We start from the raw sequence: 20,918 nt of genomic DNA, 5'->3' as shown, positions 1-20,918 counted from the left end.
CGACCGAACCAGAAGAGAGTGTCTCCCAGTGTCCGATACCAAGACCAAGCCACCGAAACCCTCCAGGCGCGGATATATTCTGCTGGCCGGAGCCATCGTTCTGGTGATCGCGGGCTGGTCGGCCGCCTGGTTTTACGGGCAATCCGTCCTGCGCGAGCAGCTCGACCTGCAGATCGCCCGCATGGCGGACCAGGGTCTTGATGTGAGCTGCGCGGACCTTGCAATTGCCGGTTATCCGTTCCGGTATGAAGTTTCCTGTGCGGACTTGCGCTCTGCCGACCGCCGGGGAACCGCCGCGTCGCTTGGCGGGCTCAATGCGGTCGCTCTGATCTACAATCCCTGGCACGTCATCTTCGAGGCAAGGTCTCCCGCCGCCATGTCTGTGCCGGTGAACGGCCTGGAGGGTGGCCTCACCTGGCAGACGGCCCGTGCCAGCGTGAAGTTCGGCGAGAACGCAATCGGGTCGTTCGATGCGGTGATCGACAAACCGGAGGCCGCGTTCGATACCGCCCTCGCCCGGGGCCTGTTTGCAGCCGAGAAATCCGAAGTGCATCTGCGCAAGCAGCCTGAAAGCGCAGCAACGCTGGAAAGCTTTGTCACGGTGCAGGATCTCAGCCTCAAGTCTTTGCCGGAGCTGCAGCAGACGATTTCCTTGCGTCTCCATACCCGTATCGAGGGCGGGACCGCCCTGCTCTCCGGGGCCGATCTATTCTCGCTTGTGCAGGCGCAGGGCGGCGAATTGCCGGTGGAACTCGTGCTGGCCGAAGCAACGCTCGGAGAGGGCAAGGCTTCGGCAGGCGGCAATCTGGTGATCACAGGCGACGGTACAATAAGCGGTGCTCTGGAGCTGAGCCTCGGCAATCCGGACGCGCTTCTAAATAGCGTGAAGCCTTTGTTCCCGCCCGACGATCAGACGTTTTCACTGCTTCAGAATGTGGTGAAGAGCCTGGAGCCCGCCGCAAAGGAAATCGACGGTGTGCGAACCATCGCCCTGCCGGTCTCGATCGACCGTGGCGTTATTCGCATTGGTTTTCTGCCACTCGGCCAGATCCCGCCGTTGTTTCCCGCAGGATCCTGAACACTTGAAAGCCTCAGCCCACGCTCCGTCACTGGTTTATGGGCTGAGGCCTTTCTGAAGGTGCGGCCCCGTCAGTCGCCGGCGATGCGGTCGATCGGGATCAGGTAGCTCTTGCGATGGTCGGGTTCGGCAATCTTTTCATAGAGCGCAACCGCCGGGGTGTTCTTGCCCGGCACGAGCCAGCGCAGATGCAGCCAGCCGCGGTTCTGGCCCTCTGTGACCAGCGTTTCGATCATCTTGCGGCCGGTGCCCTTGTTGCGGTGGTCGGGATGGACGTAGATGTCGTCCATCTGGCCGATCCTGAGGCCGGTGATCAGTTCCGGCAGATCGAAGAAGACCGCGAAACCGACCAGCTTGTCGCCTTCGAAAGCGCCCAGAACCTCGGCGGTCTTGTCAGTCAGAATGCGTTCGGCGTAGTAGGCGTCCGGACGGCGCGGTGCCCCGCGCTTCAAGGCCTGCGCGTTTTCCGCGATAAGCGGCGCAAGCTGATGTGCATCATCCAGCCGAAGGGCCCTGATTTGCGTTGTCGTCATGATTTCCCCGGAAAGCAAATCGTTTGAGTGTGACTTTGCCCCACCATGTCCTGAAACGGGCACCCTGATCAAGGACTTCGATGAATTAAAGCCTGCGGCATCTATCCCGGCGGGCAACCCGGGCAATGCCCTGCGTGTGCAGGCTTTCGCTTGCCGCGATTTCGTGCCATGAGCGATGGACGGGAAATGACGGGAAACTGAAATGGCAGACAGGCAAAGGTTGAAGGCGACGCTGATCGGGCTTACGGCTGTGCTGATGTGGGCGACCCTCGGCCTGTTCGGCGCCGGTTCCGGCAAGGTGCCGCCGTTTCTGCTCAACACGCTGTGTTTCGGCTTTTCCGGCACCATGGCGCTGGTCTGGCTGGTTCTGACCGGCAAGACCCGGCTGCTCCGTCAACCGCTCGGCGTCTGGGCTTTCGGGACCTTCGGCCTGTTCGGGTTCCACTTTTTCTACTTTACCGCCATCCGCAATGCGCCGCCTGTTGAAGCCAATCTCATCAATTACACCTGGCCGCTCCTGATCGTGCTGTTTTCCGCACTACTGCCCGGCGAACAGTTGCGGCTGCACCATGTCATCGGCGCCGTTCTTGGTCTCGCCGGTGCAGTGCTTCTGATCACCGGTGGGGAAGGTGTCGGCTTTTCCTCCGGCTCCATGCTCGGCTATGGGGCGGCCGTGGCCTCGTGTCTTTTCTGGTCCAGCTATTCGGTGCTGTCGCGCAGACTGGGCGCAGTTCCGACGGAAGCCGTTGCGGGGTTCTGTCTGATGACCGCGATCCTGTCGGGCGTCTGCCACCTGGCACTGGAGGAAACGATCCTGCCCGCATCGTCACTGGAATGGGCATCCGTGCTGGCGCTGGCCGCCTTTCCGGTGGGGCTTGCGTTTTTCACCTGGGACATCGGCGTCAAGTGTGGCGATATCCAGGTGCTGGGTGCGGCGGCCTATTCGGCGCCGCTCCTGTCCACGCTGTTGCTGATTGCCTTCGGCTTCGGGGCGTTGACGCCTGCCGTCGGTATCGCCTGCGTGGCGATTACGCTGGGGGCGGTGATTGCCGCAAAGGAGATGATCTTCAAACGCCGGCAGAAAGCACCGGTAAGCGCGCAGGCAGACGAACTGCAGTGATCGGCGGCATTGCCAACGTCTGGTGGTTGGCTGGTGCACGAACACGGCCTTTCCCCCTTCGGCGAATTCCCCTACTTGATGCGATCCACTAGGTTAAGCAGAAATCCGTTTTCCCGACTTGCAGGATCGACCCATGACAACACAGCCAAGACCCCGCCGTTCCGCTCTCTATATGCCCGGCTCCAACGCCCGGGCGCTCGAAAAGGCTGCGACGCTGGACGTGGACTGCCTGCTGCTGGACCTTGAAGACGCGGTCGCCCCCGATGCCAAGGACATGGCGCGCACGCAGATCGTCGAGGCCGTTTCGGCCCGCCCCTACGGCAATCGCGAGGTGGTGATCCGCATCAACGGGTTGGAGACGCCCTGGGGTGAAGATGATCTGGCGGCGGCGGTGAAGACCAATCCGGATGCCATTCTGGTGCCCAAGGTCAACAGCCCGGCCGACCTGCAGATGGTTGCGCACAAAGTGTCGCTTCTGGGGGCTCCGACGGATCTGAAACTCTGGGCGATGATGGAAACGCCGCTGGCGATGCTGAATGCCGGCGCTATCGGCGCCTGCGGTCTGGACCCGGCCGTGAGACTGTCCTGTTTCGTGATGGGCACCAACGACCTGGCCAAGGAAACAAGGGCCCGCCTGTCACCCGGCCGCGCCGCCATGACGCCCTGGCTGATGACCTGCGTGGCCGCCGCGCGCGCGGGTGGTATCGACATTCTGGACGGGGTCTACAACGCGTTTCAGGACGAGGAAGGCTTTGCAGCCGAATGTGCCCAGGGTGTCGACATGGGCATGGACGGCAAGACGCTGATCCACCCGAAGCAGATCGCTCCTTGTCACGCGGCTTTCAGCCCGTCGGAGGAGGAAGTCGCCTGGGCGCGCAAGATCAATTCTTTGTTCGATGAGCCGGAAAATGCAGGCAAGGGTGCAATCCAGGTGGACGGCAAGATGGTTGAAAGGCTACATGCGGACATGGGCAAGCGGGTGATCGCCATCGCCGACGCCATCGCGGCCCGGACCTGATACACAAGAGACCTTTCATGAAACTCTACCGTTTCATCACCGGCATCGACGACAGCGAATTCTGCCACCGGGTTACCCAGGCGCTCAACAAGGGCTGGCAGCTTTCCGGTTCTCCGTCGCTCACCTACGACGCGACACGCGGCGCGACCATTTGCGGCCAGGCCGTGACCAAGGAAGTCGATGGCGTCGAATACTCGCGCGACATAAAACTCGGCGATTATTGATTTCCGCCCGCACTGATTGCAGCGCCGCCAGGTAAAGTTTCGTCAAAGGGCTTTTCCTGTCGGCGTCAGTCCTGCGGGACTGTTTGTGGCTTCGCCGAAAGTCCGTCCTGAAGCAGGTCCTCAACGAACCACGCCGCGAACTGGTGACGTCCTGAAACGCCGGCTTTCGCGTAAATTCTGGTCAACTGGGCCCGTACGGTCCCTTGCGCGGCGCCGCGAAGCTGCGCAATCTCCGAAAGGTCGAGGCCCTTCAGGGCCAGGAGACCGACATCGCTCTCGGCGGGGGTGAGGCCCCACTCAGCAAACTGGGTGTCGATGATCCGGGCAAGATCACCCCGGGCCGCACCAAGGGCGCGCTCCTGGTGGCGCAGTCTTTCCAGGGTCAGCCGTAATTGCCATCCGGCCAGAAAAATGCCGACGATCAGGACAAAGGCGACAAAGAATTCGAAAACGGAATGCGGGCTGCCGACGTCGGTCACCAGGTCGGTAAAGGCATCGCCGACAAAGAAGATCGCGGCGACGGATTGCAACAGCATGAATGCGGCAAGGGCGGTTGTCTCACGCCGTCCCTGCCGCAGGTTGATCCCTGAAAATGTCATTTTTCCCTGTTCCGGCCAACCAGCATGGGCCGGACCAGATTACGCTTCATCACACGACTTTCAACTGCGACACCTGCGACATGGATCAGGGCCAGCACCAGCATCAGGTTGGCGGCGATCTCGTGAACTTCCTCTGCGGCTTCACCAAGTGCCGATTTGTCTTCGCCTTCGTCGTCGTCCTCCTTGACAAGCACCGACCAGTCCCCAGCGGCAACCGCCGCCTTTTCCTCGGCAATCGTGATGGGGCTCTTGGCGCCTGTCATGTAAAGGCCGGTTCCGGTTACCACCACAAGGCAGGCCCAGAGCGCATAGACCATGATCGCTCCGGCGGGATTATGGGAGCGATAGTGGCGCGGCTTACCGCGAACAAGGTCGATCAGGTGAGACACAGCAGCACGCGGGTCGGGCAGAAAGGCGGAAAACCTGGCTTCGGCGGGTCCGAGAAATCCCCAGACGAAGCGGAGCGCCAGCAATCCGAGAACACCCCAGCCTATCCAGATGTGGATCGTGCCACCGCCCTTGTTGATGAGGCCATTGGCGATGACTGCGGCAGCGATCAGCCAATGGCTGATGCGCACCAGCGGATCCCACAGATCGGGGGGGCTTTGCGCCCCCTCGGTCGATTTTGGGTTGTTTTGGGCACCCATGATCAGTCTTCGTTTTTCACGTTGGTGATCTTGCCGGATTTCGGGTCGATATAGACTTCCCAACGCTTGTTTTCGGCATCGGTGCATTTCGCTTCGATCTTGCCGTCCTCGGCCTCGAATTCCTTGACGGTGCAGCCGGCCTTGGCCAGAGCCGCGGTCGCTTCCTCCGGATTGGTGCCAACCATGTCGCCAACGGCAGGCATCGCCTGGGCAGCGACCGGAGCAAGGCAGAGGCAGATCACGGCGAGAGATTTCTTCAGCATGGTATTGTCCTTCATCAGGTGGTTGCGACCGTTGGCGGTCTTGCTCCTGAATGGCCGCAAACTGAGCAGCGGTCGACTGACGGACTGCTGACACCGGGCACCGTAAGCAGATGCTTACGCGCGGATTTCCGGTCTTTGGCGTAGGTCGGAAGGTGAACCAGGCAAATGATCTTGCCGGGGTTGAAACCGAAGAATCGAATTGCGAAGTCATCCGGACAAACTTGTCGGCGACGCATTTGCGTCAGTTTAGCAAAATTGGTCAAAGGAAACAGACCGTTGCACATCTTTTCCCTTCTGGCGCACCCCAGAGCCAACAGCTTCTGTCATGCACTTTCGAAACAGGCGCGAGACGCTTTGGAGGCCGAAGGGCACCAGATCGAACACCATGATCTTTACGCGGAAGAGTTCGACCCCTGTCTTACTGCCGAGGAAGCCTATTCGATCGGCGATACGCTGGAAGAAGTGCTTTCCCGTTCAGAAGATCCGGTCGTTGCCCGGCACAGGGACGGCATTTCGAATGCCGATGGGCTGCTGGTTGTCCATCCGAACTGGTGGGGTAAACCGCCGGCGATCCTTGCTGGCTGGATGGATCGTGTTCTGGTGCCAGGTGTTGCCTATCGGCTGCAGACTGCCGACGGTCTGCCGGAAGGACTGCTGTCGATCCGCAAGGCCGTGGTCTTCAACACGTCCGACACCGAGGCGGAGCGAGAGAGGCTTGAGCTCGGAGACCCGTTGGAGCTGATCTGGGGCCGGTGCGTGCTGCCGTATTGTGGCGCTCTGGATTACGAGCGCCACGTCTTCAGGCCTGTTGTGGGCAGCTCCTGTCCCCAACGGCAAGACTGGCTGGAAGAAACCGCCCATATTTGCCGTAACGCCTTTGATGGCTGACTAAGCTGTCACGAGATCCTTCAGGACGTCGGCCGCGAGCTGGAAGGATTTCACGCGAGCGCCGTGATCATGGATCATGCCGGTGATCATCAGTTCGTCGGGCTGGTAACGGGTGATGATTGCCGACAGTTGGTCGCGGATCGTCGCCGGAGATCCCGTAGCCGAGCAGGACAGGGCGTGTTCAACCTGCACCAGAACAGGCGCCGGGATTTCAGCACTGACATCTTTCACCGGCAAGGGCAATTTGCCCGGGTTGCCCATGCGCAGGCGGGCGAAGGCGAGAAGCTGCGACGAACGGTGGTAAGCGGCTTCTTCATCAGTGTCGGCGGCAAACACGCCAGCCGCCACCATCACATGCGGCCTTGCAAGCTGCGGTGACGGCTGGAAGGTTGCGCGGTAGATCTCCAGCGCTTCTTCCAGCATGTTCGGTGCAAAATGAGAGGCAAAGGCATAGGGCAACCCGAAGGCCGCCGCGAGTTGCGCACCATAAAGGCTCGAGCCGAGGATCCAGATCGGTACCTGCGTGCCCTCACCCGGGATTGCCCGAACCCTGCTGGATTCAGAGGCGGGCCGGAAGTAGCCCATCAGCTCCTGGACATCTTGCGGGAAACTGTCTTCGCCCGCCATGTGGCGGCGGAGCGCCCTGGCTGTCGCCATGTCCGTTCCCGGAGCCCGGCCCAGCCCCAGGTCGATCCGCCCCGGAAAGAGCGTTGCCAGCGTGCCGAACTGTTCCGCGATGATCAGCGGCGAGTGGTTGGGCAGCATGATGCCGCCCGCGCCGACACGCATGGTGGAGGTCGCCGCTGCCACCTGTCCGATGACAAGCGATGTTGCCGCACTGGCAATGCCCGGCATGTTGTGGTGCTCGGCCAGCCAATAGCGATGGTAGCCTGCTTTTTCTGCGGACCGCGCCAGATCGACCGTATTTGCAAGAGCGTCGGTCGCTGTCTGGCCTTCCGGTACAGGGGATAGATCGAGAAGGGAAAAATGCTGCATGAATATCTCCGTTGCAGCTCCATGTAGGATCCGAAAACTCACCCGCCAAGGTCAAGTTTAAGCTCAAGCCCGCTTTGGGGTGCGAGTGCAACCAGACCATCTGCGCATGATTTCCCGGAAATACGGGGCTCTTCGGTGGTGGGAGGGGGTCGTGTTTTTATGAGTGGAGCGGGATCTATTCAGCAAACATCGCGTCGAACACACGGTCGTAGATCTTGATGACGGCGGCGGTTTCTTCAAACCCTTGCCGGGCAAGGTTGCCCAGGCCGGGCGCAGCGTTGACTTCCAGAACAATGGCGTGCGTATCGGCGCTGGCGGTGTCCGGCAGGATCAGGTCGACCGCGGCATAGCGAAGGGACAGCGCTTGCGCCGCCCGGCAGGCAAGGGCTGCAAGTTCCGGGGCTAGAGTGCCCGTCACAAGTCTGGCTGTTCCGCCTGCGGACAGATTGACGACAGGCAGAAGCGTGACCCTCTGGCCGGCTGCGGGAATTTTTTCCGGCGTCAGACCCTGCTGCGAGAGTTCGAGACCGAGACGGGGATCGGCCGCATCAATGCGCGGATCGGCGTCAATGATCTCGGCAATGCTGCGATGGCCATCGCCGGTGATCTGCGGCGGGTGCCGTTCAATGGCGCACAGCACATTGCCGTCCAGCACGACGATCCTCAGTTCCTGTCCGCGGATTTCCGGCTGCACCAGAAGCTGGTCGTTGCGCTCGGCAAGGGCGTTGAGGGCATCTTGAAGCACGTGAGGGGTGTCTACCCGCACCACGTCCCGCCCTTCCCGGCCGCAATTGGGTTTGACGTAAAGTGGAAACCCGTGCGTCTCGGCGAAATCCAGAAGGTCTTGCGGCAGTTGGCTGTCCTTGCGGATGTCCTGCGCAAAAACAAGGCGTCCCTCCGGCACTTCCAGGCCCGCAGCCTTCAGAAAGGCGGCAGCATAGGCTTTGTCGGTGGCGATTTCCGCAGCGCCAAGCGTATTGAGGTCGAACCGGGTGCCCTTGAAGAACCAGCGCTTGCCGGACGGGCTTTCGACCAGTCCGGCGTGGCCGTGGCTGTCGCCTGCTGTCAGCCGGAATCCTTTGTGGGCGCAATAGGTTTCAAGCAGATCGAAGACGAGTGCGCGCCGGCCGGCCTTTTCTCTCATGCGCGGGCCAGCCGTGCGGTCAGTTCTTGTTCTGGCGGGCGTTAGCCAGATAGTCGATCTTGAACAGGTCCGGATTGGTCGGGCCGTTGGAGACGACGTTGTAGACCGCAACGGACGTATCGTAGCCCTGCTGGTCGGTGACCGTCCACTGCTTCAGGGCGTAGTCCTTGGCGTCGAAGATCAGCGTCAGCGTGCCGGAATTGAACTTGGTCTTGTCGAAGATCGTGACCGTGATCAGGTCTTCTTCCACCAGAACGTTGGTGACGTTGGTGTCCTTCTGAAGGTCGATATCGTCGGAGAGCAGGAAGCGCAGGGGCGTCTGGCCGAGCGGCCAGATGTCCTGGGTGTTCAGCTTGCGGTCGCGCACGGACACCGATTTGCCATCGGCCACGATATCGAGCACCGAAGGCTTGTTGTAGTAGAAGCGCACCTTCCCCGGACGGGCCATGTAGAACTTGCCGTCGGACTGGTTGCCGTCAGGACCGAACTGGATGAAGTCGCCATGCATGGTCTTCACCGAGTTGAAATAGGAGTTCAGGTCCGTAAGGGTTTTTTGTTCCTGCTCGGTCAGCGCCGCAGCGGGCAGCAGTGCCGACAGGGACAGTGCCGCGGCAATGCCGGCTACCAGCAGAGGCTTGATCAGGCGGGAAGCGAAGCGTTTCAGCATGATGCAATGTCCTAAATCGTTCTCTCTGTGACACGTTTCCCCTTAGCTAGGGAGCGTGTGTGGCAAAGCTTTGGCAGACTACCATCAAAAATCTTCTTCCACGCCGTTCTGCACGAGAATCTCGCGTTTTCCGGCGTGGTTGGCCGAGCTGATCAGGCCTTCGTTTTCCATGCGCTCGATCAGCGAAGCGGCGCGGTTGTAGCCGATGGAGAGGCGCCGCTGGACGTAGGAGGTCGAGGCCTTCTTGTCGCGCAGCACGATGGCGACCGCCTTGTCGTAAAGATCGTTGCCCTCGTCGCCGCCGGCAAGACCGCCGCCGTCGTAAGGGCTTTCGCCCTCGTCGTCTTCCTCGGTCACGGCTTCCAGATATTGCGGCGTGCCCTGAACCTTCAGATGCTTGACGATATCCTCGACCTCGTCATCGGCAACGAACGGCCCGTGCACACGCTGAATGCGTCCGCCACCGGCCATGTAGAGCATATCGCCCATGCCCAGAAGCTGCTCGGCACCCATTTCGCCCAGGATGGTGCGGCTGTCGATCTTCGACGTCACCTGGAAGGAGATACGGGTCGGGAAGTTGGCCTTGATCGTACCGGTGATGACGTCCACCGACGGGCGCTGCGTTGCCATGATCAGGTGAATGCCGGCGGCACGGGCCATCTGCGCCAGACGCTGGATGGCGCCTTCGATGTCCTTGCCGGCCACCATCATCAGGTCGGCCATTTCGTCGACGATGACGACGATATACGGCATCGCCTCCAACGGCAGTTCCTCTTCCTCGTAGATCGGCTGGCCTGTGTCGCGGTCGAAACCGGTCTGGACGGTTCGGGTGAACGACTCGTTCTTTTCCAGCGCCTGCTTGATGCGGGTGTTGTAGCCGTCGATGTTGCGGACGCCCATCTTGGACATCTTCTTGTAGCGGTCCTCCATCTCGCGGACGGTCCACTTCAAGGCGACGACGGCTTTTTTCGGATCGGTCACGACGGGTGTCAGCAGATGCGGAATGCCGTCGTAGATGGACAGTTCCAGCATCTTCGGGTCGATCATGATCATCTTGCACTGCTCCGGCGTCAGCCGGTAGAGCAGCGACAGGATCATGGTGTTGATCGAGACCGACTTGCCCGAGCCGGTGGTCCCGGCGACCAGCAGGTGAGGCATGCGTGCCAGATCCGCGACGACGCTTTCGCCGTTGATGGTCTTGCCGAGGGCGAGCGCCAGCTTGGCCTTGGACTTTTCGAAGTCCTGCGCGGCGAGCAACTCGCGCAGATACACCGTCTCACGGCGGGCGTTCGGCAGTTCGATGCCGATGGCGTTCTTGCCCGGGATCACCGCCACGCGGGCGGAAATCGCGCTCATGGAGCGGGCAATGTCGTCGGCAAGGCCGATAACGCGCGACGATTTGATGCCAGGCGCGGGCTCCAGTTCGTAAAGGGTCACGACCGGGCCGGGGCGCACCTCGATGATTTCGCCGCGAACGCCGAAGTCTTCCAGCACGCCTTCCAGAATGCGGGCATTTTGTTCCAGCGCATCGGCCGAAAGACCCGGCACCTTGCCGGCCACCTTCGGTTCGGCCAGAAGCCGCAGCGGCGGCAGTTCGTATTCTTCCGGCGCACCGAGGAACGACGGCTGTGCCTCCGCGATTGCCCGCTTGCTCTGCTTGGGACGCGGAGCCGGGGGAATGACACGGCCATTCGGTGCCGTCTGCGCTGATGCCTGCGACGCGGAGTCCGGTGCGGCTATGCCGACCGGTACGGCCGGGCGCCCGGTTACGGGTCCCTTGTCGATCATCAGGTCGTCCGGTGCGAAGGTGTCGCCTTCCTCGTCGTAATAGTCTTCCGCATAGGGCTCTTCGACATCGTCCGCATGACGGCCGCGCTGGTAGAAGTCGTCCAGTCCGTCGTCGTCTTCCCGGATCAGACGCCCTGCGAGCGCCTTGCGGAAGGCCTTCAGACGGCTGCCCTGGCGGGTGTCTTCCGGCTCGTAGTCGCCGTCATCCTCACCCTCGTCCTCGTCCCAGTATTCTTCTTCTTCCGGGGCCTGGCTGCGCTTCAGGCCGGTCAGCCGGCGCAGTTGCGCGGCTGCCAGAAGGCCGAAATGCTCCATCTGGCCGACGAAGGCGCTGAAGAAGATGCCGATGCGGGATTCGCCGTCGTCGTCATCAAAGTCGAGTTCCTGCTCTGCGGCCTTGCCATGGCCAACCGGACCCGCGACGGGTTCGATCCGTTCGGACGGCGCACCGACCTTGCCCAGCCATCCGGCGGCTGCCAGCAGGCACAGGACGGCAGGCACACCAAGTCCGAGCGCGCCGACAATCGTCGCGGCACCGCTGGTCATGTTGTCCGTGACGAGCGCGGGCAAGTGGTGAACGGTGTCGCCGAGGAAGCCGCCGAGACCGGTCGGCAGCGGCCAGCTTTCGGGAACCGGCAGGGAGGCCAGGGCACCTGCGGCAAGGCTCGTGCCGATCAGCCAGTAGACCAGGCGCTTGCGGCCGATGCCAAGCACATGACCGGTCAGAAGCCGCCAGCCCCACAGAACCAGCGGCACCAGGAACACGGCGGTTGCCAGGCCGATGGTCTGCATCAGAATGTCGGCAAGGATTGCGCCGGGCGTACCGAGCGCGTTACGTACCTGGCCGCCGGTGGCGTGGTTTAGGCTCGGATCGCTGACGGACCACGTCGCAAGGCTTGCCGCGAGCATGGCGGCAACGGCAATGATGCCAAGACCGGCAGCCCCGACGAGGTTGCGCCGGATGAACCGCTTCAGCGGGCTTTCGGTGTCCAGAAGGTCAACCGAAGATCTGCGGCCGTTGCCGCGAATTGCGCTGGCCCGCCTCATGCCTTGTCTCCCATCCATTTCGCCAGGCGCTCCAGAGCGATCTCGGTCTGCTCCAGCGGCGCCGTCAGGCTGATGCGAATATAGTTCCGCCCCGGATTGCTGCCGTCCTGCTGGTCCGTGGCAAGATAGCTTCCCGGTAGAACCTTGAGCCCGATTTCCGTCCACAGGGCCTTGGTGACCGAGACGGCATCCCCCCAGCGGCTGATATCCAGCCACAGGAAGAACCCGGCATCAGGCGTGACCGGCCCGAGGATCGGGCCCAGATGCCTTTCGGCAGCTTCGAATTTCTCGTTGTAGAGCCTGCGGTTCTCAATGACGTGGGATTCGTCCTGATAGGCCCTGACGGCGACCGCCTGTGCCGGCAGCGGCACTTGCGGCGCGGCAAGCCCGCGGAACTTCGCCCATTTTTTCAGAAACTCGGGATCGCCCGCGGCAAAGCCGCAGCGCAGGCCGGCCAGGTTGGAGCGTTTGGACAGGGAGTTTAGGACGATGATGTTGGCAAAGCCTCCACCCTGCTCCTCGTTCAGATCCCTTGCCGCTTCCAGAATGCCGACTGGCGGCGTCTCGCGGTAGATTTCCGAATAGCACTCGTCGGCGAAAATATAGAAGCGGTGTTTGCGGGCGAGGCCGATCAGGCGTTGCCAATAGTCGGTGTCGGCGACAAAGCCCTCCGGATTGGTGGGCGAAGCCACGTAGAAGGCGACGGTTTTTTCCAGAAGGTCCGCATCGAGAGTGTCGAGATCGGGCAAAAAGTTGTTGCCCGCAACCGCGTCGAGCAGCACGGCTTCCGCATCGGCCACATGGGCCGCGGCGGCATAGGTCTGGTAGAACGGGTTGGGCAGAATCACCACGGGGTGATCCAGGCCCTTGTTCAACTGGTCCCGGGCGGCAATGGCGCCGAAGGACAGGCCTTCGCGGGAGCCGTTCAGCGGCAGCACGCCGTGATCGGCGTCGATCAAGCCCCCAAGGTTGTAGCGGCGGTCCAGCCAGGATGCGATGGCGGCACGAAACTCCGGCGAGCCTTCAATCGGCGGATACCGGCGGAAACCGGCCATATTTTCCGCCAGAACTTCGGCCGTAAAGTCTGGAATCGGATGTTGCGGTTCGCCAATCGTCATAATGATCGGGTCGAGCCCCGGCATCTCGCCGCTCAGGAGTTCGGCGAGGCGTTGAAACGGATTGGAGCTCGGCAGGGACACACCGCGCTGATAGGCTTTTTTGCTGGCAAGCATGAATGATCCGGCACTCGTTACGCATAACTTCGCTCAGACCCTATAGCCGGTGTGGTAAATCCCTTATTAACCAAGCAGGGCAGGGACAAAGAATTGCAGCGGTTGCCCCCGGATATTCCGGCCGCATGCGCCATGGCGCCTCATCGGTCACCCTCGGGCGAAATTCACGGCTTCCGGTTTGCCGCACGGCTTTTGCCCGGAAGTCCTTGATCGCCAACGAAGACCCTGTAGAAATTGAAAGCAGCGGAACGGCTGGCGGAAACGAAGTTTGCCCGGCTTTTCAACAGGGTGCTCACCTGAGCAGGTTCTACAATGTCGAAAACAGAAAAAGAACCCGTGACCGTTGTTTGCTTCGGTGATTCACTCACCTGGGGTTTCAATCCGGTCGACAAGTCCCGCTATGGCCACGATGTCCGCTGGACCCGGCTTTTGCAGAAAGAGCTTGGTGACGGGTTCTATGTGGTCGAAGAGGGCGTCAACGGCCGAACAACCGTCTTCGAGGATCCGGTCAAGGGCGACAAGAACGGCCTTGCGCATCTGGCGACCGTTCGCAAGACGCATATGCCCATCGACATACTGATCGTCATGCTCGGCACCAACGACCTTCAGGCGCGCTTCGGCATGAACGCCGAAACAATCGCGATTGCCATGGGACGCTTGCTGGATTTTGCCCGCAGACCGACTGATGATGTCGAAGGACGGGCGCCGAAAGTGCTGTTGATGGCGCCGCCGCCGCTGGCGCCTCTGGCAGGCACGCCTTACGCGGCACAGTTCAGCGACCAGAGTGTCGCCGAATCCCATCGGCTGGCAGACTGTTACCGGGAGAAAGCGGCGGAATATGGCGCGGCGTTTTTCGACACGGGAACGGTCATTTCGGCCAGTCCGATCGATGCCGTTCATTTCGAGGCAGAGCCGCAAGCCGATCTCGCCAAGGCGGTGGCAGCGGAAGTGCGGAAACTCGCAAACTGAATTCGCCGACAGTATTGTCTGCCGCCGTTAGAAGTGTCTCCGACGGGCAGAGCGGCTGAATATTCCCTCAGAAGTCCGACGTCAGTCCCTTGATCTCCCAATCGTCGTAGCGGGTGGGTTCCAGCCCACCGCGTCCGTTGACCTCTTCAGGCAAGTTCTGCTGCCTGGCGTCGATTTCCTTGCGCCGTTCTTCGGCTTCCATCAGGGCGCGCTGGGCTGCCGGCGGCAGGTCCTCGAACTTCCGCTTCGGAGCTTCCTCGACCGAAGTCTTCAGGGAAGGAGCGTCGCTCTGGCTGTAGCGGCTCGTCGGGTTGTCCGGTGTCTCTGTCATGGCTCTTCGTGGTTCGGTTTTGCGGTCTCGTCTGCCGTATATAGGGTAATCTTGCCAAGGATGGCAGCGCTCCCCATCTGTTGAACGGATAGAAAGGCCAAAACGCACCTTTCTGCAAGCAGTCGAAAACAGGACAGAAACGGAAACAAGCGGCGATGAACTATATTCGCACGGCAATGCTTCTGGCGGCGATGACCGCCTTGTTCATGGGGATCGGTTTCATGATCGGCGGTCAGTCGGGCATGATGATCGCGCTGCTCATTGCGGCTGCCATGAACCTGTTCAGTTACTGGAATGCGGACAAGATGGTCCTGCGCATGCATCATGCCCGGGAGGTGGACGAGCGTGAAGCACCGGAATTCTTCCGCATGATCCAGCGGCTGGCGCAGAATGCCGAACTGCCCATGCCCAAGGTCTATATCATCGACAATCCGCAGCCGAACGCCTTTGCGACCGGCCGCAACCCGCAAAATGCCGCCGTTGCCGCAACGACCGGCCTGCTCGACATGCTGACGCCCGAGGAAATTGCCGGTGTGATGGCCCATGAGCTGGCCCATGTGAAGAACCACGACACCTTGATCATGACGATCACGGCGACGATTGCCGGTGCGATCTCCATGCTTGCGAATTTTGCCTTCTTCTTCGGCGGCAACCGCAACAACCCGCTCGGCTTCGTCGGGGTGATCCTGATGATGGTCGTGGCACCGCTGGCGGCAATGGTGGTTCAGATGGCGATTTCCCGGACACGCGAATATGCGGCCGACCGGATGGGCGCGCAGATCTGCGGTGAACCCATGTGGCTGGCATCCGCGCTGGCGAAAATTTCGCGCGGTGTCGAACACATCCACAACCCGGATGCGGAAGCCAATCCGGCAACGGCTCATATGTTCATCATGAACCCGCTGTCCGGTGAACGCATGGACAACCTGTTCTCGACCCACCCGAACACGCAGAACCGGATCGACGAACTGCGCAAGCTGGCCGACGCGGGTCTTGGCACGGGTGGCAGAAGCGGTCCCATGTCGTTTACCCGTCAGGCTCCGCAGCAGGCTGGCCCCTGGGGCGGCGGTTCGACCGGCCCGTCCAGCGCTCCGCGCCGCCCGAAAGGGCCGTGGGGATAGGGTACTGTCCCCCGGAAGGTCCGGCCCAACGGCAAAAACAACTTTGCCGGATGATCACCCGGCTTTAGTATGGCCAGATGCGCCGCGACCGGCAGACCGGTCTGCGGCGCTTGATTTTGATACCGGCCGTAACCGATGGGCCGGCCGCGTGAATGGATTGAACCTTGACCAAACGGCCGAACAACAAACAGAAGCCTTCCGGCAAACCGGCGACGGAACAGGCCGAAAAGCCGGGGTTCGCCGCGCGCAAGGTGGCTGCCGATATTCTTGGCAACGTCGTTCACAAGAAACGGCCTCTCGATGGCGAACTGGACACCGCGTCCGGTCATTCCGGATTCCGCGCGCTGGCCGCAAACGATCGGTCGCTGGTGCGCGCAATCATCGGTGCAGCCCTGCGCCACCGGGGGGAAATCGCTGAAATTCTGGACCGCTTGCTCGACCGGCCGATCCCGGAAAAGACCGGCCGCGTCCTGGATATCCTGCATGTGGCCATCGCCCAGATGCTGTTTCTCGACATTCCGGACCGTGCTGCCGTCTCGCTAGCCGTCGACCATGCCGGCCTCGACCGCCGCGCCCGGCCCTACAAGGGCCTGGTCAATGGCGTGCTGCGCCGGCTCGGGCGCGAGCGCGACGAGGTCACCGCCGATCTCGATGCTGCTGTTCTGAACACGCCCGACTGGCTGATGGAAAGCTGGCAGGTGGCTTATGGGCCGGAGACAGCGCGAGAGATTGCGCGGGCTCACGAAACTGAAGCTGCGCTCGATCTGTCGGTAAAGGCGGATCCGGAAGGATGGGCCCAGAAGCTTGACGGCCAGATCGTGGGTGCGGGCAGCGTCCGTCTTGTCCGTAAGGGCGCTGTCGATGCCCTGGAAGGCTATGGCGACGGGCAGTGGTGGGTGCAGGACGCCGCCGCAGCGCTTCCCGCCCGACTTCTGGGCGACGTGAAGGGTCTGCGTGTTGCCGATCTTTGCGCGGCACCGGGTGGCAAGACCGCACAACTGGCGGCTGCTGGCGCCTCTGTCACCGCGGTTGATATTTCAAAGGCGCGCCTGAAACGCCTTGAAGAGAATATGACCCGGCTCGGCCTGAGTGTTGAAACGGTTGCGGCGGATCTTCGGGCCTTCGAGCCGGAGGAGCCTTTCGACGCAATCTTGCTGGATGCGCCCTGCAGCGCTACGGGGACGATCCGCCGGCACCCCGATGTGCCCTGGATCAAGAAGCCGTATGACATTGAAAAATTGACGGAAATCCAGAGCGAACTGCTGGACAGGGTGGTCGGTTGGGTGAAACCGGGCGGCCTGATCGTCTATTGCACGTGTTCGCTGGAAGCTGCCGAGGGTGAAGCCCAGGTGTCCGCTTTTCTGGAGCGGCAGGGCGGAAAAATGGAACTGATTGCCGTCGAGGCCGGCGAGGTGGGCGGCCTTGCTGAATGTGTCACGAAAGAAGGCTATCTTCGCTGTCTGCCCTGCCACAGTGCCGCCGTGGACCCTGTCAGCAAAGGCATGGACGGCTTTTTTGCCGCAAGACTCCGCCGGTTTTAACGCGGCATAAACTGTTCACTTGCAATGATTCTTTAAATGAAATGCTAACCTTAATGGTTCGTTTCCAGAAATAGATACCGGAGACACCCCATAAACGCGCAAAAACCATCAGTTTTGGAGATGGTTTGGTGAATACTGCAAGCCTGAGTGAAAGAAGCCGCATCTGGCGGCTCGTGGCACTGCATATTTGGCAACGCTCCTTGAAATGGATGCATGGCGGGCCGCTGTTCCGCATGCAGCCGTTTTCGGCTGTGCCTGCGCGCCTGCTTATAGCGCCGCAGGATTTGCGCACTGCTGACGCGACCAATGCCGCCGATATCTACGGCGGCCGCTTCCTGTTTTCCGGCCACCTGGTGGAAACGCAAGGCAGATCCCCTTTCGAGCTGAAGGCCGTGCATGAGGACTGGCAACGCGAGTTACACAGTTTCGGCTGGATGCGCGATCTGCGGGCCGCCGACAGCCAGATCTCCCGGCAGAATGCCCGGGCGCTGGTGGAAGACTGGATCAAGTTCTGCGGCCGTTGGCACGACATCGGCTGGGAGGCCTCGGTCGTCACGCGGCGCATTCTGTCGTGGCTCGCGCATTCGCCCTTCATTCTTCAGGACGGCGATCATGAGTTCTACCGCAGTTTCGTGCGCTCACTGGCTCGCCAGGTGCGTTACCTGCGCCAGACCATCAATGAAACGGAAGACGGTGTCGAGCGCCTGCATGCAGCGCTTGCCATGGCGTCCGCCTGTATCTCCATGGCCGGACAAGGCCGCTTCGCGCGCCAGAGCATCCGGCGTCTCGATCAGGAGCTGACCCGCCAGATCCTGCCGGACGGCGGCCATATCTCGCGCAATCCCAAAGCGCTGATCGACATTCTGGCGGACTTGCTGCCGGTTCGTCAGGCCTTCGTCGCCCAGGGGCTGGAAGTGCCGCAGGCGATGGTGCAGTCGGTAGACCGGATGATGCCGCTGTTGCGCTTTTTCCGTCATGGCGACGGGGCGCTGGCACATTTCAACGGTATGGGCTCCACGCCCAGCGATCTGGTCGCGACCATTCTTGCCTATGACGATGCACGCGGTGCGCCGCCGCAAAACGCGCCGCATTCGGGCTATCAGCGCTTGACCGGCGGCAACTCCGTCGTCCTGATCGACACCGGCCCTGCCCCCGCGGTGGGCGTTTCCGGCGACGCCCATGCGGGCTGTCTTTCGTTCGAGTTTTCCTCCGGAAGCAACCGGATCGTCGTCAATTGTGGCGTCTCGCCCAAGTCGAACCCGGTCTGGCGCCGGGTCAGCCGCTCGACGCCCGCCCATTCGACCGCGGTCATCGAGGATACGTCCTCCTGCCGGTTCCTGTCCGACCGGCCTTTCGGGCATATTCTGGGCGCTCCCATCCTGTCCGGACCGGTCAGGGTGCCGGTGGAGCGGGAAGACGATGCCGCCGGCAGCCGGATCACGGCTTCCCATGACGGCTATGCGAGCGAGTTCCACGTCCTGCACGAACGGGACATCCGCCTGGCCGGCGACGGCACGGTGCTGGATGGTATCGACACGTTTTCGGCAATCGGTCCGGTGGACCGGGAAAACCGTTATGCGATCCGTTTTCACCTGCATCCGGGCCTGCGCAGTTCGCTCATCCGGGGCGGATCGGCGGTGCTGCTGGTCTGCCGGGACGGCGAAGCATGGGAATTCGAAGCGCCGGGCACCGAAGTCATGCTGGAAGAAAGCATTTATCTCTCCGACGTCTACGGTCACCGCAAGAGCGAGCAGATCGTGATCGCCGGCGCCGTGCTGGAAGCACCTTCGGTGGGCTGGCAGTTCCGCAAGACGGCGACGGCCAAGCTCAGCCGGCGCGGAACCAGCGATTTCGACGAGCCGGACGAACTGGCGCTGGAAGAATAGAGACCTTCCGCTTTTGCTGAAGACGTGATAGGGCGACGGCAACTCCCGGACCGTCCCCAATTGCGAGGCAAATTCATGGCCATTGTGTCCAAAGCCGTACCCGTTCCCGAGCTGGTTTCCGTCAAGCGTGCGCTCTTGTCCGTCTTCGACAAGACCGGTCTTGTCGACTTTGCAAAAGCGCTGTCCGAGCGCGGTGTCGAGCTGGTCTCCACCGGCGGTTCCTACAAGGCGCTGAAGGAAGCCGGGCTTGCGGTTCTGGACATTTCCGAAGTCACCGGCTTTCCGGAAATCATGGACGGCCGCGTGAAGACGCTGCATCCGAAGGTGCATGGCGGTCTGCTGTCGATCCGCGACGACGCCGACCACCAGAAGGCAATGGACGAGCATGACATTGTCGGCATCGACCTCTTCTGCGGCAATCTCTATCCGTTCGAGGACGTTGTCGCCTCCGGCGCCGACTATGCCACCGGCATCGAGAACATCGACATCGGCGGACCGGCAATGACTCGCGCGGCCGCCAAGAACCACGCCTATGTCACCGTCGTCACCGACCCGGCCGACTACGACGCGGTTATTTCCGAGCTTGATGCCAACGGCGGCAAGGCACCGCTGGCGCTGCGCAAGAAGCTGGCTCAAAAGGCCTTTGCGCGGACGGCCGCCTATGACGCCGCCGTTTCCAACTGGATGGCGGATCAACTGGACGAGGCGACGCCCGCCCACCGTGCAGTTGGTGGTTCGCTTGCCGAAGTCATGCGCTACGGCGAAAACCCGCATCAGACGGCCGGTTTCTACACCACCGGTGAGCAGCGCCCGGGTGTCGCGACAGCCAGGCAATTGCAGGGCAAGACCCTTTCCTACAACAACATCAACGACACGGATGCCGCGTTCGAGCTGGTGAGCGAGTTCGATCCGGCCCGCACCAGCGCGGTTGCCATCATCAAGCACGCCAACCCGTGCGGCGTTGCCGAAGGCGCCAGCCTGAAGGAAGCCTACGAACTGGCCCTTCGCTGCGACCCGGTCTCCGCCTTTGGCGGCATCGTTGCCCTCAACCAGACGCTGGATGCTGCGGCTGCGGAAGAAATCGTCAAGATCTTCACCGAAGTCATCATCGCGCCGGACGCGGACGATGCGGCCCGCGAAATCATCGCGTCGAAGAAGAACCTGCGCCTTCTGGTCACCGGCGGCCTCGCCGATGCGCGCGCCAAGGGCCTGTTCGTCAAATCCGTCGCAGGCGGCCTTCTGGTCCAGTCACGCGACAATGGTGTGGTCGATGATCTCGACCTCAAGGTCGTCACCAAGCGCGCTCCGAGCGAACAGGAGCTGGCCGATCTGAAATTCGCCTTCCGGGTCGCCAAGCATGTGAAGTCCAACGCCATCGTCTATGCCAAGGACGGTGCGACAGTCGGTGTGGGCGCCGGCCAGATGAGCCGGGTCGATTCCGCGCGGATTGCCGCCCGCAAGGCGCTGGACGCGACAGAAGCTGCCGGTCTTTCCGAACCGCTCACGAAGGGCTGTGTGGTCGCATCCGACGCGTTCTTCCCGTTCGCCGACGGTCTTCTGTCTGCGGCCGAAGCCGGTGCGACAGCCGTGATCCAGCCGGGCGGATCGATGCGCGACGACGACGTGATTGCGGCAGCCGACGAGGCCGGTCTTGCGATGGTCATGACCGGCATGCGCCATTTCAGGCACTAGAGCGTGTCGCGTTTAACCGGAATAATCCTGCATCGCTTGTTGCGTCGAAATCTCTGATTTCAGACTGCAAAAGCGATGCTGATAACACGCGATTTGCTTCAGGATCTCATGTTTGCATGTGAGTTGAAGGGCCA

At 61.7% G+C, this 20,918-nt stretch carries 20 protein-coding genes; 10 read left to right on the top strand and 10 right to left on the bottom strand.

Features of this window, described 5'->3' with window-relative positions; all coding sequences use genetic code 11:
- The first annotated feature begins 28 nt into the window (after positions 1-28).
- Positions 29-1,078 (top strand): DUF2125 domain-containing protein, encoded by a 1,050-nt coding sequence (locus tag SIAM614_RS30690; protein WP_050789422.1) that lies wholly within the window; start codon positions 29-31, stop codon positions 1,076-1,078.
- Positions 1,079-1,149: 71 nt separating this feature from the next.
- Here the strand turns inward: SIAM614_RS30690 and SIAM614_RS18075 are convergent, their stop codons facing one another.
- Positions 1,150-1,611 carry a GNAT family N-acetyltransferase gene (locus SIAM614_RS18075; RefSeq protein ID WP_040440579.1) on the bottom strand — a complete coding sequence of 154 codons (462 nt, stop codon included), beginning with the start codon at positions 1,609-1,611 and terminating at the stop codon, positions 1,150-1,152.
- A 202-nt stretch (positions 1,612-1,813) separates the two neighbouring features.
- Here SIAM614_RS18075 and yddG point away from each other — a divergent pair, with 202 nt between their 5' ends.
- The 3 genes from yddG (at position 1,814) to SIAM614_RS18060 (ending at position 3,973) form a co-directional block, all read left to right on the top strand.
- Entirely contained in the window at positions 1,814-2,731 is a 918-nt protein-coding gene (gene yddG, locus SIAM614_RS18070) for an aromatic amino acid exporter YddG (RefSeq protein WP_006936754.1), read from the top strand.
- Between the two features lie 133 nt (positions 2,732-2,864).
- Positions 2,865-3,749, top strand: a complete 885-nt coding sequence (locus tag SIAM614_RS18065; protein ID WP_006936752.1) for an HpcH/HpaI aldolase/citrate lyase family protein — start codon at positions 2,865-2,867, stop codon at positions 3,747-3,749.
- Positions 3,750-3,766: 17 nt separating this feature from the next.
- The gene (locus SIAM614_RS18060; protein WP_006936751.1) at positions 3,767-3,973 is read left to right on the top strand and encodes a DUF1737 domain-containing protein; all 207 of its coding nucleotides are present in this window, start codon (positions 3,767-3,769) and stop codon (positions 3,971-3,973) included.
- A 65-nt stretch (positions 3,974-4,038) separates the two neighbouring features.
- Here SIAM614_RS18060 and SIAM614_RS18055 read toward each other — a convergent pair whose 3' ends face one another.
- Genes SIAM614_RS18055 through SIAM614_RS18045 form a run of 3 tightly spaced genes read right to left on the bottom strand, consistent with a single transcriptional unit; the run spans position 4,039 to position 5,482 of the window.
- Positions 4,039-4,572, bottom strand: coding sequence for a helix-turn-helix transcriptional regulator (locus SIAM614_RS18055; RefSeq protein ID WP_006936750.1), 534 nt, complete (start codon positions 4,570-4,572; stop codon positions 4,039-4,041).
- Complete coding sequence (locus SIAM614_RS18050; RefSeq protein ID WP_006936749.1) at positions 4,569-5,219, bottom strand: cytochrome b/b6 domain-containing protein; 651 nt, start codon at positions 5,217-5,219, stop codon at positions 4,569-4,571. Before SIAM614_RS18050 ends, SIAM614_RS18055 begins: the two co-directional genes overlap by 4 nt.
- 2 nt (positions 5,220-5,221) lie before the next feature.
- Entirely contained in the window at positions 5,222-5,482 is a 261-nt protein-coding gene (locus SIAM614_RS18045; protein WP_040440577.1) for a PepSY domain-containing protein, read from the bottom strand.
- A 276-nt stretch (positions 5,483-5,758) separates the two neighbouring features.
- Between SIAM614_RS18045 and SIAM614_RS18040 the strand changes: the two genes are divergently transcribed.
- Positions 5,759-6,370, top strand: coding sequence for an NAD(P)H-dependent oxidoreductase (locus SIAM614_RS18040; protein WP_198137346.1), 612 nt, complete (start codon positions 5,759-5,761; stop codon positions 6,368-6,370).
- Here SIAM614_RS18040 and SIAM614_RS18035 read toward each other — a convergent pair whose 3' ends face one another.
- The 5 genes from SIAM614_RS18035 to SIAM614_RS18015 all read right to left on the bottom strand — a co-directional run bounded on the left by SIAM614_RS18035 (position 6,371) and on the right by SIAM614_RS18015 (position 13,244).
- The gene (locus SIAM614_RS18035; protein WP_006936745.1) at positions 6,371-7,366 is read right to left on the bottom strand and encodes an LLM class flavin-dependent oxidoreductase; all 996 of its coding nucleotides are present in this window, start codon (positions 7,364-7,366) and stop codon (positions 6,371-6,373) included. It lies immediately after the preceding gene.
- A 175-nt stretch (positions 7,367-7,541) separates the two neighbouring features.
- Complete coding sequence (locus SIAM614_RS18030; protein WP_006936743.1) at positions 7,542-8,510, bottom strand: hypothetical protein; 969 nt, start codon at positions 8,508-8,510, stop codon at positions 7,542-7,544.
- A gap of 19 nt (positions 8,511-8,529) precedes the next feature.
- Entirely contained in the window at positions 8,530-9,177 is a 648-nt protein-coding gene (locus tag SIAM614_RS18025; RefSeq protein ID WP_006936738.1) for an outer membrane lipoprotein carrier protein LolA, read from the bottom strand.
- An 84-nt stretch (positions 9,178-9,261) separates the two neighbouring features.
- Positions 9,262-12,012 (bottom strand): DNA translocase FtsK, encoded by a 2,751-nt coding sequence (locus tag SIAM614_RS18020; protein WP_006936737.1) that lies wholly within the window; start codon positions 12,010-12,012, stop codon positions 9,262-9,264.
- Entirely contained in the window at positions 12,009-13,244 is a 1,236-nt protein-coding gene (locus SIAM614_RS18015; RefSeq protein ID WP_006936736.1) for an aminotransferase class I/II-fold pyridoxal phosphate-dependent enzyme, read from the bottom strand. Before SIAM614_RS18015 ends, SIAM614_RS18020 begins: the two co-directional genes overlap by 4 nt.
- 312 nt (positions 13,245-13,556) lie before the next feature.
- On the opposite strand from SIAM614_RS18015, the gene SIAM614_RS18010 reads away from it, so the two are divergent.
- Positions 13,557-14,213, top strand: coding sequence for an SGNH/GDSL hydrolase family protein (locus tag SIAM614_RS18010; protein ID WP_006936734.1), 657 nt, complete (start codon positions 13,557-13,559; stop codon positions 14,211-14,213).
- A 67-nt stretch (positions 14,214-14,280) separates the two neighbouring features.
- Here the strand turns inward: SIAM614_RS18010 and SIAM614_RS18005 are convergent, their stop codons facing one another.
- Positions 14,281-14,544: a DUF1674 domain-containing protein gene (locus tag SIAM614_RS18005; RefSeq protein ID WP_006936733.1), complete on the bottom strand. Its 264-nt coding sequence runs from the start codon at positions 14,542-14,544 to the stop codon at positions 14,281-14,283.
- Between the two features lie 155 nt (positions 14,545-14,699).
- Here SIAM614_RS18005 and htpX point away from each other — a divergent pair, with 155 nt between their 5' ends.
- From htpX to purH, 4 genes are all read left to right on the top strand, one after another.
- On the top strand, positions 14,700-15,665 hold the full coding sequence (gene htpX, locus SIAM614_RS18000) for a zinc metalloprotease HtpX (RefSeq protein ID WP_006936726.1): 966 nt from the start codon (positions 14,700-14,702) through the stop codon (positions 15,663-15,665).
- A 164-nt stretch (positions 15,666-15,829) separates the two neighbouring features.
- Positions 15,830-17,206: a 16S rRNA (cytosine(967)-C(5))-methyltransferase RsmB gene (rsmB, locus tag SIAM614_RS17995; protein ID WP_006936724.1), complete on the top strand. Its 1,377-nt coding sequence runs from the start codon at positions 15,830-15,832 to the stop codon at positions 17,204-17,206.
- A gap of 434 nt (positions 17,207-17,640) precedes the next feature.
- Positions 17,641-19,092, top strand: a complete 1,452-nt coding sequence (locus SIAM614_RS17990) for a heparinase II/III family protein (protein WP_407636310.1) — start codon at positions 17,641-17,643, stop codon at positions 19,090-19,092.
- Between the two features lie 75 nt (positions 19,093-19,167).
- The gene (gene purH, locus SIAM614_RS17985) at positions 19,168-20,784 is read left to right on the top strand and encodes a bifunctional phosphoribosylaminoimidazolecarboxamide formyltransferase/IMP cyclohydrolase (protein ID WP_006936722.1); all 1,617 of its coding nucleotides are present in this window, start codon (positions 19,168-19,170) and stop codon (positions 20,782-20,784) included.
- Positions 20,785-20,918 lie beyond the last annotated feature (134 nt).

It is taken from the genome of Roseibium aggregatum IAM 12614 (assembly GCF_000168975.1).
GTDB lineage: Bacteria > Pseudomonadota > Alphaproteobacteria > Rhizobiales > Stappiaceae > Roseibium > Roseibium aggregatum.
Note: the sequence above shows the minus strand (reverse complement) of the source record. Positions and strands in the feature narration are given on the sequence as shown.